The sequence below is a fragment of the Allobosea sp. P4_C6 genome (assembly GCF_056402015.1).
Map to the genome: position 1 here is coordinate 1 of NZ_JBFUIF010000070.1, position 11863 is coordinate 11863.

General features: G+C 63.7%; 13 protein-coding genes and 1 pseudogene. 10 read left to right on the forward strand and 4 right to left on the reverse strand.

What is annotated here, in order from left to right; all coding sequences use genetic code 11:
• The 4 genes and pseudogenes from AC1DVA_RS24680 to AC1DVA_RS24695 all read left to right on the forward strand — a co-directional run.
• Positions 1 to 163: pseudogene (locus AC1DVA_RS24680) on the forward strand (IS30 family transposase); the annotation flags it as partial.
• Positions 164 to 317: 154 nt separating this feature from the next.
• Positions 318 to 1325, forward strand: coding sequence for an iron ABC transporter substrate-binding protein (locus AC1DVA_RS24685; RefSeq protein ID WP_476807609.1), 1008 nt, complete (start codon positions 318 to 320; stop codon positions 1323 to 1325).
• A gap of 55 nt (positions 1326 to 1380) precedes the next feature.
• Entirely contained in the window at positions 1381 to 2961 is a 1581-nt protein-coding gene (locus tag AC1DVA_RS24690) for an ABC transporter permease (protein WP_476807610.1), read from the forward strand.
• Positions 2958 to 4001 (forward strand): ABC transporter ATP-binding protein, encoded by a 1044-nt coding sequence (locus AC1DVA_RS24695; RefSeq protein WP_476807611.1) that lies wholly within the window; start codon positions 2958 to 2960, stop codon positions 3999 to 4001. The genes AC1DVA_RS24690 and AC1DVA_RS24695 overlap by 4 nt, the downstream gene beginning before the upstream one ends.
• 94 nt (positions 4002 to 4095) lie before the next feature.
• Here the strand turns inward: AC1DVA_RS24695 and AC1DVA_RS24700 are convergent, their stop codons facing one another.
• The 3 genes from AC1DVA_RS24700 to AC1DVA_RS24710 all read right to left on the reverse strand — a co-directional run bounded on the left by AC1DVA_RS24700 (position 4096) and on the right by AC1DVA_RS24710 (position 5865).
• On the reverse strand, positions 4096 to 4455 hold the full coding sequence (locus tag AC1DVA_RS24700; RefSeq protein ID WP_476807612.1) for a nuclear transport factor 2 family protein: 360 nt from the start codon (positions 4453 to 4455) through the stop codon (positions 4096 to 4098).
• A 266-nt stretch (positions 4456 to 4721) separates the two neighbouring features.
• A complete protein-coding gene (locus AC1DVA_RS24705; RefSeq protein ID WP_476807613.1) occupies positions 4722 to 5357 on the reverse strand; it encodes a ferric reductase-like transmembrane domain-containing protein in 636 nt (211 codons plus the stop codon).
• Positions 5338 to 5865: a peptidase associated/transthyretin-like domain-containing protein gene (locus AC1DVA_RS24710; RefSeq protein WP_476807614.1), complete on the reverse strand. Its 528-nt coding sequence runs from the start codon at positions 5863 to 5865 to the stop codon at positions 5338 to 5340. Before AC1DVA_RS24710 ends, AC1DVA_RS24705 begins: the two co-directional genes overlap by 20 nt.
• Positions 5866 to 6319: 454 nt before the next feature.
• Between AC1DVA_RS24710 and AC1DVA_RS24715 the strand changes: the two genes are divergently transcribed.
• The 5 genes from AC1DVA_RS24715 to AC1DVA_RS24735 all read left to right on the forward strand — a co-directional run bounded on the left by AC1DVA_RS24715 (position 6320) and on the right by AC1DVA_RS24735 (position 9735).
• Positions 6320 to 7444 (forward strand): zinc-dependent alcohol dehydrogenase family protein, encoded by a 1125-nt coding sequence (locus AC1DVA_RS24715; RefSeq protein WP_476807615.1) that lies wholly within the window; start codon positions 6320 to 6322, stop codon positions 7442 to 7444.
• Positions 7445 to 7717: 273 nt separating this feature from the next.
• Positions 7718 to 8158 carry a cupin domain-containing protein gene (locus AC1DVA_RS24720; RefSeq protein WP_476807616.1) on the forward strand — a complete coding sequence of 147 codons (441 nt, stop codon included), beginning with the start codon at positions 7718 to 7720 and terminating at the stop codon, positions 8156 to 8158.
• A gap of 10 nt (positions 8159 to 8168) precedes the next feature.
• Complete coding sequence (locus tag AC1DVA_RS24725) at positions 8169 to 8876, forward strand: NHL repeat-containing protein (protein WP_476807621.1); 708 nt, start codon at positions 8169 to 8171, stop codon at positions 8874 to 8876.
• On the forward strand, positions 8794 to 9225 hold the full coding sequence (locus tag AC1DVA_RS24730; RefSeq protein ID WP_476807620.1) for an L-dopachrome tautomerase-related protein: 432 nt from the start codon (positions 8794 to 8796) through the stop codon (positions 9223 to 9225). Before AC1DVA_RS24725 ends, AC1DVA_RS24730 begins: the two co-directional genes overlap by 83 nt.
• Positions 9226 to 9321: 96 nt before the next feature.
• Positions 9322 to 9735 (forward strand): SRPBCC family protein, encoded by a 414-nt coding sequence (locus tag AC1DVA_RS24735; protein ID WP_476807617.1) that lies wholly within the window; start codon positions 9322 to 9324, stop codon positions 9733 to 9735.
• Here AC1DVA_RS24735 and AC1DVA_RS24740 read toward each other — a convergent pair.
• Complete coding sequence (locus AC1DVA_RS24740) at positions 9719 to 10666, reverse strand: LysR family transcriptional regulator (RefSeq protein WP_476807618.1); 948 nt, start codon at positions 10664 to 10666, stop codon at positions 9719 to 9721. The genes AC1DVA_RS24735 and AC1DVA_RS24740 overlap by 17 nt on opposite strands.
• A gap of 124 nt (positions 10667 to 10790) precedes the next feature.
• Here AC1DVA_RS24740 and AC1DVA_RS24745 point away from each other — a divergent pair.
• On the forward strand, positions 10791 to 11863 hold a 1073-nt coding region (locus AC1DVA_RS24745), incomplete at its 3' end, for an alkene reductase (RefSeq protein ID WP_476807619.1).

Sequence of the window (11863 nt, forward strand, 5' to 3'; positions counted from 1 at the left end):
CCGGCTCCTGCGCCAGTATCTTCCCCACGGAACCGACCTGTCCCTGCAAAGCCAGGCCCAGCTCAGCGCCATCGCCCGTCAGCTCAACGAACGGCCCAGAAAGACCTTGCTCTATCAAACCCCAGCCGAGAGGTTCGCCGAGTGTGTTGCGGCGATCAGTTGAGCCCGCCGTGGATGACTGACGTTCGCGGCAGTGCTCAGGAGAGGGCTCATTGTTTCAAATGATTATAAACTGAGCGATAATAATTGACAGCCGTGACCCATGGGAATCTAACGCCGGCCCACCGCGCAATCTGTATTGGCAGGAGAAGGTCGCCATGAGGTCCTATTCGTCCCTCGCTCTTCGAATTGGTGTTCTCGCCATCTCCCTCGCTGCGGCGGGCGCGGTTAGTGCCCAGGATGGCATCACGGTCTACAACGCCCAGCACGCCAGCCTGACCCAGGCCTGGGCCGATGGCTTCACCAAGGAGACCGGGATCAAGGTCACGATCCGCAAGGGCTCCGACACCGAACTCGCCAACCAGATCGTCCAGGAGGGCGCCTCCTCCCCCGCCGACGTCTTCGTCACCGAAAACTCTCCGGCGATGGTGCTGGTCGAGAAGGCCGGCCTGTTCGAGGCGCTGCCCAAGGACATCCTCGATCAGGTGCCGGCCCAGTTCCGCCCCACGAGCGGGCGCTGGACGGGCGTCGCCGCGCGCAGCACCGTCTTCGCCTATGACAAGCGCAAGCTGAAGGAAGCCGACCTGCCGAAGTCGATGCTCGACCTCGCCGATGCGAAGTGGAAGGGCCGCTGGGCGGCTTCGCCATCGGGCGCCGATTTCCAGGCGATCGTCGGCGCGCTTCTCGTCCTCAAGGGCGAGAAGGTCACCGCCGACTGGCTCAAGGCCATGAAGGAAAACTCCAGCGCCTATCGGGGCAACAGCGTCGCCATGAAGGGCGTGAACGCCGGCGAGGTCGAAGGCGCGGTGATCTATCACTACTACTTCTTCGGCGACCAGGCGAAGACGGCCGAGAACAGCGGCAACGTCGCGCTGCACTATTTCCGCAACCAGGATCCCGGCGCTTTCCTGAGCACGTCGGGCGCCGGCGTGCTCGAATCCAGCAAGCACAAGAAGGAGGCCGAAGCCTTCGTGAAATGGATGGGCGGCAAGCATGGGCAGGCCGTCCTGCGCGACGGCGATTCCTTCGAATACGCCATCGGCAACGGCGAGGCCTCCAATCCGAAGCTGGAGCCGATCGCCAAGCTCGACGCCCCGAAGGTCGAGCCTTCGCAGCTCGACAGCAAGAAGGTCACCGAGCTGATGACCGCTGCCGGCCTGCTCTGACGCAGTTGCGCCGGCTGATGGCTTGTGCGAGAGCCCCTCGCACGCGCCTTCTCCCATGACCGTTTCGCTTTCCCTCGACACGCCGGCTCTGCCGGTCTTGCCGCTCAGGCGGCAGCGCCATCTCGCCGGCCGGGCGACGCTGCTGCTCGCCGGCGCCGTCTCGCTGTGCGCGCTGCTGCCGCTCGGATTCATCGCCTGGATTGCGATCGAGACAGGCTGGCAGACGGCCTTCGCCCTGATCTGGCGCCCCCGTGTCGGCGAATTGCTCGTCGACACGCTGCTGCTCGAACTGTGCACGCTGCCACCCGCGATCCTGCTCGCGGTCGCGCTGGCCTGGCTCACCGAGCGCAGCGACATGCCGGGGGCCAAGTTTTTCTCCTGGCTCGCCGTCGCGCCGCTCGCCGTGCCCGCCTTCGTCCAGTCCTATGCCTGGTTCAGCCTGCTGCCCCGCTTTCACGGGCTTCCGGCGGCGGTGCTGGTGTCCGTCCTCGCCTATCTGCCGTTCCTTTATCTGCCCGTCGCCGCGCAACTGCGCCGGCTCGATCCTGCGCTCGAGCATGCCGCCGCCTCGCTCGGGCAGTCTCCGTCTCGCGTGTTCATGAGGGTGGTCCTGCCGCAGCTGCGGCTCGCCATCTGCGGCGGCAGCCTTCTCGTCGGGCTGCATCTGCTGGCCGAATACGGGCTCTACGCGATGATCCGCTTCGACACCTTCACCACCGCGATCATCGACCAGTTCCAGTCGAGCTATAACGGCCCGGCAGCGAACATGCTCGCGGGCGTGCTGGTTCTGAACTGCTTCGGACTGATCGGGCTCGAATGGCTGCTGCGCGGCAACGCGCGCTATGCCCGGCTCGGTTCCGGCGCGCCGCGTCCCGCCCCGCCGCAAGGGCTCGGAGCCTGGCGGGTCGCGGCGCTCGCGCTGCCGCTCGCCTTCGCCGCGCTCAGCCTCGGCGTGCCCATGCTGACGCTCTCCCGCTGGCTCATGATGGCGGGAGACGGTGTCTGGCGGCAGGATGCGCTGGCCGCATCCCTCGCCGGGACACTGGGCTATGCCGGTCTCGGGGCGCTGGCGACCGTGGCGGCCGCACTGCCGATGGCCTGGCTGTCGGTACGCGCCCCCGGCCGCGCAACCCGTTTCCTGGAGAGCTGCCACAGCTATCTCGGTGCACTCCCGGGCGTCGTGGTGGCGCTGGCCCTCGTCACGGTGACGGTGCGCATCGCCCTGCCGCTCTACCAGACGGTCGCGACCGTGATCCTCGCCTATATCCTGATGTTCCTGCCGCGTGCGCTGGTGGGGCTGCGTGCCGGCATCGCGCAAGTGCCGGTCGAGCTGGAGCGGGCCGCGATGTCGCTTGGCCGCAGCCCGGCGCGAGCCCTTCTCGCGGTGACGCTGCCGCTCGCCGCGCCCGGAGTTGCCGCTGCGATGGCGCTGGTGGCCATGGGCGTGGCGACGGAGCTGACGGCGACGTTGCTGCTGGCGCCCAACGGCACCAGCACGCTGGCGACCGAGTTCTGGGCGCTGACCAGCGAACTCGACTATGCGAAGGCCGCGCCCTATGCCGTCCTGATGATCCTCCTGTCGCTGCCGATGACCGCGCTGCTGCACGCTCAGGCCCGCAAATCCCTCGGCTCATGACCCAGCTCGTCATTTCGGATGTCTCGAAGCGTTATGGCGCGATAGCGGCGCTGGACCGCGTGTCCCTCTCCGTGGCGGCGGGCAGCCGTGTCGCCATCGTCGGCCCTTCCGGCTCGGGCAAGACGACGCTGCTGCGCGTCATCGCCGGTTTCGAGGCTCCCGATACCGGCCGGGTGACGCTCGACGGGCAGACCCTGGCCGACGGACCGGCGATCGCGCCCGCGCACCGGCGCCGGATCGGCTATGTCGCTCAGGACGGGGCGCTGTTTCCGCATCTCGACGTCGCCGGCAACCTCGGCTTCGGCATCCCGCGGACCGAGCCGGACCGGGCGACCCGGTTGCGTGAACTGATGGAGCTCGTCGAGCTCGATGCCGCGATGCTCACCCGCCGGCCGCATGAGCTCTCGGGAGGACAGCAGCAGCGTGTCGCGCTCGCCCGGGCGCTCGCCCGGAAGCCGACCCTGATGCTCCTCGACGAACCGTTTTCCGCGCTCGATACGGGGCTGCGCGAGAATGTCCGGCAGGCTGTGGCACGCGTGTTGGCCCAGGCCGGAATCACGACGATCCTGGTCACGCACGATCAGGCCGAGGCTCTGTCCTTTGCCGATCAGCTCGCGGTCATGCGTGAAGGCCGCCTGGTGCAATCGGGCAGGCCGACCGAGCTCTATTGGCATCCGATGGATGTCGACACCGCGCTGTTCCTCGGCAACGCCGTCCTGCTCGAAGCCGAGATCGGAGGCGGCACCGTCACCTGCGGGCTGGGCAAGCTCCCGGCGGAAACAGGGGACCGCCGCGGAAGAGGCGTCATCATGCTCAGGCCCGAGCAGTTCCAGCTTTCGCCGGATGGCTCGGGTCCTGAAGCTCATGTCGAGAACGTCTCTTTCCAGGGTGCCCAATGCACCGTGACGCTGCGGGCACATCACGGGGCGGAGACGATCAGCTTCACCGCACAGGTTTCGAGTGTCGATCAGCCGCAGATCGGAGAGACCGTTTCGATATCGGTAAGAGGGGCAGCGTTTCTGTTGCCCCCCACCGTCTAGGGTCTCGATCGCAAACGTCCGCTCTCAGCTGTCGCGGCAATGATGTAGGGCCGGCGTCGGTCGGTGAATTACGGATTCAATACCGACCACAATCCTACGATACGGCCACCGAAGCATAGGTATGCATCAGGATTTTGCCATCGCGTATGAGAAATGTATCGGTAGCGAAGGTCACGAACGGTTTCGCATTCCAGGTAATGAACGCGTATTCGCCATCACAAACCTTGCTTTCGAGGACATAGGCGTCCCAGAATGCAGGCGCCGCACTATCGATGAACCCCTGGAAAAACAAGCGCAACTCCGAAAGGCCGCGAATGGCGCCCTTCGACGTGATCACCACTGATTCATCCGTATAGTCGGCAAGGACCTCGTCCACGCCCGCAGCAAACGCGCCCATATGATGTTCCAGGACTTTCCTGGACATCGATGTCATATCAGAATGGTCTATCGTCATCGAATATTCTCCGGTTATTCTGGTTGGGGCGGCGTAAAAGCACACCGAAATTTGCGAGGTAAATATGTAATTTACAGAATCGAACGAGAAATTTTTATTATAATTAAATCAATCGATGCACTTTATTTATTTAGCAATTCCATTGCCATTTTATTACAGTGACTTGAGATCATATTGAGAACAGATACGACGCCCCCCCGAACAAAACTCTTCTGAAACTGCAGAACGCTACCCGTAAGAAGGTGACTCAGGTCGAAGCTAATGACCTATATGCTTTGGAGAATCCGGCGGCGACGTAAGGGCGCAAGTACATTGACCTCAAGCGCGCCGACAGTCGTCGCCGCCAGCGCCGCGATGCAGACCGAGAGCTTGGAGTATTCCTCCATCACCCCTTCGATCTGAATGGCGTGTATCGCGCCGGCGCCGACAACAGCCACCGCCAGTACGCTGTGAAGGGCGCGCCAGAGCCGATAGCTAAAACGGAGCAAACGCCGGGTCGCCACCAGCACGGCCATCAGCACCAGACACCACAGGCTGATCACCCCGTAGAGCGAGAACGGCGTCGGTGCGACCAGCAGCAGCGTATCGGTCATGTCGCCCGGGCTGTAGGCGTAGAGCGCACCGACATGCAATGCCACCACGGCGACGATCGCTATCCCTGTCCAGCGGTGCCAATGGACGCCGTCCTTCGCCGCAAGCAGCGGCGGTGCGGCCGCCATCAGAAGCGGCTGAATGAACAGCAGGCACAGCGCCACCACCCCGGCCATGCCACCCGTGATCCAAAGCATCTCTCGCCCACCCTGCAGCGGATTTGCCGCGGCGGCGATGACCGGCGCTGCGGCAATGCTCACCACCACGATCCATGCTGCGATGCGGCGCCCATCAACTCCGGCGCGGCCCATTCGAAACCTCCGGCGCGAGGACGAAATCGGCCGTGATGCTCGTATCATGCCGACTGTTCAATACGGGTCGCAGGAACAGCGTCGCAAAGCCGGGGTCGTCATAGGCAATATGAATGTGCGGCTGTCCGAACTGGGGAACTATCGGCGAAATCTCAAGCCGGTAGCCGCCATCCGGCCCCGTCATGACGCTGCCGCGGTTGCTTGCAATCCGCTCCCCGCCGCGCTCGGTGGCGGCCCAGATCTGGATCCGGATATTGGGCAGAGGCGCGCCATCACCCGCCCTGCGAACCACGCCCGACGCGACGAAGCCGGCGCCCAGATTCCGCACCACCGGCGCATTCGGAACGTAGTTATTGGAGCCGCCGGGCATCGTCTCGGTTGGGGAAAACGTGCTGCTCGCCGACGACTGCGCAATGGCGGATGTGAAGGAGCGCGGCAGCAATACCGCAGCCCCCGCGGCGGCCGCACCCGCGAGAACAGCTCTACGATCCATGATCTTGCCGGTCATTGTCTGCTCCTTCAAACGTTTTGAATGTCTGCAGCCCTCCCCTTGGCGAGAAGGTTCCCGGGCGCCTCCTGCCAGCGGACGACCAGGGCGTCGATTCCGCATTCAGCGGGAGCCGAGCTGACGAAGGCATGCGGCCCGCCGGATAACCGATCGGGGAATGATCTGATTTAAAACATCATATATCATATTTCCTTTTAAGCGGACTGCAAGCGAAAAATTTTTCGGTTGGATGGGTCGCGTTGACGGAAAAGGTGGCAAGTCTGAGATTAGCTGCTTCGCCTGCGCTTCCACCGCAGCAGGCTTTGGATGAGCGGCCATAGGCCAGYTCGGCGCGCTCTATTCCCGAATTCGCTTCCCAACTGATGCGAAGCCTCGCCTGCTTCCGGGCATGACAGGGCCTCTGCAAGCTCCGGTGTGAAGGCCGTCACGTTTCGGCCCAACCGGAGATAGGAACATGCAGGTCAAGGCAGCCGTCTTGCGGCAGATGAACGTCCCAGGGCCTTATGCCCAGAGCCGGCCGATCGTGATCGAAACGATCGACCTGGCCCCGCCGKGGCCCGGCGAAGTGCAGGTCCGCATCGGAGCAGCCGGCCTTTGCCATTCCGACCTTTCTGTCATCAACGGCGACCGGCCCCGTCCCATGCCGATGGCCCTGGGGCACGAGGCAGCCGGCGTGGTCGAGGCGCTGGGCGAGGGCGTCGACGATCTTGAGCCCGGAGACCACGTCGTCATGGTCTTCATGCCCAGTTGCGGCCATTGCCGTCCCTGCGCTGAGGGACGTCCGGCCCTTTGTGAACCGGGAGCCGTCTCGAACGCAGCAGGTACGTTGATGGGTGGCTCGGTCCGGTTGAGCGGGCGGGGCGAGAGAATCCATCACCACCTCGGCGTTTCGGCCTTCGCCGATCATGCGGTCGTGTCCCGCAATTCTCTCGTGAAGATCGACCGCGACCTTCCTTTCGTCGAAGCCGCGCTGTTTGGTTGCGCGGTGCTGACCGGTGTCGGCGCGGTCGTGAATACGGCAAGGGTTCGAATGGGATCTACGGCAGTCGTGATCGGGCTCGGTGGTGTCGGCCTCGCCTCAGTTCTGGGAGCGCGGGCTGCGGGCGCCAGCAAGATCGTCGCAGTCGATCTCTCGCCCGAGAAGCTTGCACTAGCCAAGGAGCTGGGGGCGACCGCGGTGGTCAATGGCCGCGATGAGGATGCGGTTGAACAGGTTCGCGAATGGACCGGAGGCGGGGCCGACTATGCTTTCGAGATGGCGGGTTCGATCCGCGCCCTGGACAACGCCTTCAAGATGACGAAACGGGGTGGCACGACGGTGACGGCGGGGCTGCCGCCACCCGGTTCCGCGCTGGCGGTGAATGTGGTGCAGATGGTCGGCGAGGAACGCACCCTGAAGGGCAGCTATATTGGCACCTGCGTACCCGTCCGAGACATTCCGCGCTTCGTCGACCTTTATCGCGACGGGCGCCTCCCCGTGAACAAGTTGCTCAGCGGCAAGCTGAAACTTGAAGACATCAACGAAGGCTTCGACCGGCTGCATGATGGCAGCGCGGTGCGCCAAGTCATCGAATTCTAACGCTATAAAAAACTCCTGCCGATCCTCGAGCATTGGCAATGCGGGAACGGCATGCGCCCCACTGCAACCGACACTCCACCAACCCCTGCGCGCTCCGGTCTTCGCCGCCGGCGCCGCGAGGATGATCCCGCTTCGGGCTAGCGGCTGATCATCTGTGCTTTCGGTTCTCAAATCCTGTTCGTCGCCACCTCATTCTGCCTGCGACTCGACGGGCCTAGGTTCGCTGCGGAGCAGGCGCCGATCAGCAAGGCGCCAGATGCAAAGGACTTCGCCATGGCCCCGACGCACCAACGCAAAAAGCTTGTAGAGGCAGCCCCTCACGCCGCCTTTGACCTCAATGAAATCATCACGACTTTCCCGGAGGCTGCGGAATCCCTCCTCGTCGATGCGCGGCTGACCGATGAGGACGAGGCGAGCGCGCGCGTCTTCCGCGTTTATCGCCCTACGCCAGCGCATTACCACGCGACCTGCGACGAGTACCTGATCGTGCTGTCGGGCCGCGGGCGCTTCTTCATGGGCGACCGCGAGCCCTTTGAAGTCGGCCCCGGCCAGATGCTGTTCTTCAAGAAGGGCACCGTGCACGGCATGCCCGAGATCATCGAGCACCCGCTGTTCATGGTTTCGGTGGATACGCCGCGCCGCGAACCGAGCGACATCATCTTTGTCGAACCGGCGGATGGAACGCCCGCCGGTTTCATTCAGCCGAAATCGTAAGGGGGCGATGATGAACAAGGGTCAATTGGAAACGGTCGCCATCTTTCCCGACGAGCGGCCGGGTAACCCGACGGTGATGCGCGACGGGCGGGTTCTGGTCTCCATCTCGGCGATCATCGCTCCCGAATTCGCGGTTCGGGCCATCGCCAGCGACGGCAACCACACCCCCTATCCCGATGAGTTCTGGGCCGGCAAGCCACGGCCCGATGGCCGAGGGATGGCCGGCGTAATTGGCATTCGGGCGGATGCGGACGGCATCGTCTGGATGCTCGATCTCGGTGATCGCACTCACCAGCCGAAGCTCGTCGGCTGGAATGATTACGAGAACCGACTTCACAAGGTGATTGTCCTGCCGCAAAACGTCCTGCGGCCGAGTTCCTTCGCCCAGGATTTCGTCATCGATCGCCGCCGCCGGCGCATCTACATCGCCGACATGACGCTGAATCCAGGCGGGGCCAGCGACTACCCGGCGATCATCGTTGTTGATCTCGATACCGGCCTGTCCCGGCGCATGCTCGAGGCGCACCCCACGCTGATGCCCAGCAGACCCGGTGCGGGTCGACGGCAAGACGATATCGCTTCGAATGGCGGACGGCGAGCTCGTTCCCTATCGCTACGGGCTCAACCCGATCGCGATGGATCCCCTTGGGAAATGGGTTTATTTCGKCGCGATGTCAGGAACGTCCGTCCATCGGATCCCTGCCGACGCACTGGCTAACGAAAGCGACGTCGCGGCGCTCGCGGCGCAGATGGAGTACTGGTGCGCCAAACCGCGCTGTGACGGCTTCGACGTCGACGCCCTCGGCAACATCTATGTGACTGATGTCGAGAACAGCGCGATTGGATTGGCCTCGCCCATGGGCTACTCGATCCTCGCTCAAGATCGCGACCGGCTCGGTTGGCCCGACGGGGTCGAACTCGATAGCGAAGGGCGCTGGCTCTACATTACCGCCAATCAATTGCATCGCCTTCCCGTCCTCAATGGCGGTGTGGATGAAAGCTCCCCGCCGTTCCGCCTGCTGCGCATCCGCGTCGATGCGCCGATGAAAGCCGAGAAGGTGGCCTGATCGTCACCTTCGACCACACGGCTTCACACGGGAAGATCGTGGCGAGCTTTGGCTGAAAAAGCGGGCGGCTCAGCCCGTTTTGAAAAGGAAAGAGCGATGATCGAGGTGAGTGTTTCCGTCGCGATTGCCGCATCCGCGGAACGCGTCTGGTCGATCATGGGCGGGTTCGACTTCCTGCCCCGCTGGCTGAATATGGTCAGCAGCAGCGAGCTCAGCGACGGTGGGCGTGTTCGACGGCTTGTAACGTCGAACGGGGCGACAATCGTCGAACGACTGCTGGAATTCAGCCAGAGCGAGTACCGCTACAGCTATGCTCACCTCGACAGTCCGGACCCGGTATCGGGCTATGTCGGTGTCATGTCTGTCCGCGACGAGGAAGGCGGAGCGGTAGCAACCTGGTCGAGCAGCTTCAGCCCGATAGGTATCAGTCCGACCGAGGCCATCGCACGCTACGAAACGGTCTATCGCGAGGGCCTGGCGGCGCTGAAACAGCTTATCGAGCAGGGCTGACCGAGCCGCCGGCGGAGGCCGGCGCGCGTCCGTTCGCCATGAAGGCCTGCAGCCGCGGCACCATGAAATCGAGGAAGGCGCGCACGCGTTGCGGCACGCGCTGCCCGCCAAGATAAAGGGCATGGACCTCCTCGAAATCGGCCGTGGCAGGATCCGCGAGCACTTCGACAAGACGTCCGGCGGCGAGGTCGGGATCGACATGGAAGTCGGCCAGCCGTGCCAACCCCACGCCTTGGAGCGCCATCTGACGGACGGTCTCCCCGTTATTGGCGAGGAGACTGCCGCGAACCAACCGGTCAACGATACGCCCGTGTTGCCGAACGGGCCAGACCGGAGCCGCTCGCCGGAAATTGAAACCAAGGCAGTTATGCCCGTCGAGATCTTCGACCGTGAGGGGCACGCCGTGCCTTTCGAGGTAAGCTGGAGCGGCAACGATCCGCCGGGAGGCAGAGCCGATTTTGCGCGCCATCAAATTCGAGTCGGCCAGCACCCCGACGCGGAATGCGATGTCAGTCCGATCGAGATAGAGATCGACGATCTCGTCCGAGAGCGAGACATCCACAATGATGTTGGGATGTGCCTCCCAGAATGCCGGCAGCAGCGGCACCAATCCGTGCACTCCGAAAGCGACCGACACGTTGACGCGCACAGTACCGCTGGCGTGACCCGCCCCCTGCGCAAGCTCGCGTTCGATATCGTTGAGCTCCGCGAGCAAGGCGCTGCTGCGCTCATAATAGAGCCGCCCCTCGTCAGTCAGCGAAAGGCGCCGCGTCGAGCGTTCGACGAGACGCACGCCGAGCCGGTCCTCGATCCTGCCAATGAGCTTGCTCACCGTGGATGGCGTCGTCAGCAACTGCCGCGCAGCCTCGGAAAAGCTGCCGGCTTCAACAACCCGCAGGAAGACCTGCATCTCGCCTGCCCGGTTGTCCATGCTCTCGCCTTTGAAATTGAATCACAGATTAGCGTGAGCGGATTATCAAGCAAACGCCCCACCGCCATCTTGCAGGGCCAGGCGACATCGAGCCGCCATTTCCAATCCGATGAGGATTCTAGAGATGAGCAAATTGTTTGAGCCCTTCGCCATGCGCGGCCATACGCTCTCGAACCGCATCGCGATGGCCCCCATGACCCGGTCGCGAAACCCGGACGGCATCRCCAACGATCTCACTGCGCAGTATTACCGCCAGCGCGCGGGCGCCGGCCTGATTGTCACCGAGGGAACCCCGATCTCGCCCTCCGCCGAGGGATTCCTCTTCATCCCCGGCATCTACACGAGCCAGCAGGTCGCCGGGTGGCGCCGGGTGACCGAGGCGGTGCATGAAGAGGGTGGTACCATCTTCGCCCAGCTATGGCATGTCGGGCGGGTCAGCCATGTTTCCAATCAGCGGGGCGGCATCGCGCCGGTCAGTTCGACCGCACAGATCGCGCGCAACTCGCAGGCTTGGGGTCTGACCGCCGATGGCACGCCCGGCGCTGTCGACGTATCGCGGCCGCGCGCACTGTCGATAGAGGAGGTAGGAGGCGTCATTGCGGATTTCGCCAAGGCAGCACGCAATGCGGTCGATGCGGGCTTCGACGGAGTCGAACTTCACGGCGCCAATGGTTATCTCATCGAGCAGTTTCTGAACCCGCTGGTGAATGACCGCACCGATGCCTATCGAGGTGACACGCTCGAAGGCCGCGTCCGCTTCCTGGTCGAAGCTGTCGACGCCGTAATCGAGTCGATTGGCCCCGAGCGGACGGCAATACGCCTCTCGCCCTATGGCGGCCTCTTCGACATGGGACAGTACCCGGAGATCGAAGAGACCTATCTGCACATCGCCGACGAACTCTCGAAACGAAACATCGCCTATGTCCATTTCATGGACCAGCGCTCGCGAGGGAGCTCGCCCATCCCGGCCGGCTTTCTGGCGAAATTCCGGGCCCGCTTTCGAGGCACGCTCGTGCTCGCCGGCGGGATGACCAGGGAGCTGGCCGAACGTTACATTGCGGAGGGGCTCATCGATATCGCCGCGTTCGGCGAACCCTTTATCGCCAACCCCGATCTGGTCGAGCGGCTGCGCAACGATTGGCCGCTTGTCACGCATGATCGCGAGCTCAGCTACGGCGGCGGCGCGCGCGGCTACAC

Bases quoted from the DNA above. Each gene is read 5' to 3' on its own strand.
- AC1DVA_RS24710 (WP_476807614.1), bottom strand. From the start codon at position 5,865: ATGACCGGCAAGATCATGGATCGTAGAGCTGTTCTCGCGGGTGCGGCC.
- AC1DVA_RS24695 (WP_476807611.1), top strand. From the start codon at position 2,958: ATGACCCAGCTCGTCATTTCGGATGTCTCGAAGCGTTATGGCGCGATA.
- AC1DVA_RS24685 (WP_476807609.1), top strand. From the start codon at position 318: ATGAGGTCCTATTCGTCCCTCGCTCTTCGAATTGGTGTTCTCGCCATC.
- AC1DVA_RS24735 (WP_476807617.1), top strand. From the start codon at position 9,322: ATGATCGAGGTGAGTGTTTCCGTCGCGATTGCCGCATCCGCGGAACGC.
- AC1DVA_RS24705 (WP_476807613.1), bottom strand. From the start codon at position 5,357: ATGGGCCGCGCCGGAGTTGATGGGCGCCGCATCGCAGCATGGATCGTG.
- AC1DVA_RS24690 (WP_476807610.1), top strand. From the start codon at position 1,381: ATGACCGTTTCGCTTTCCCTCGACACGCCGGCTCTGCCGGTCTTGCCG.
- AC1DVA_RS24720 (WP_476807616.1), top strand. From the start codon at position 7,718: ATGGCCCCGACGCACCAACGCAAAAAGCTTGTAGAGGCAGCCCCTCAC.
- AC1DVA_RS24700 (WP_476807612.1), bottom strand. From the start codon at position 4,455: ATGACGATAGACCATTCTGATATGACATCGATGTCCAGGAAAGTCCTG.
- AC1DVA_RS24740 (WP_476807618.1), bottom strand. From the start codon at position 10,666: ATGGACAACCGGGCAGGCGAGATGCAGGTCTTCCTGCGGGTTGTTGAA.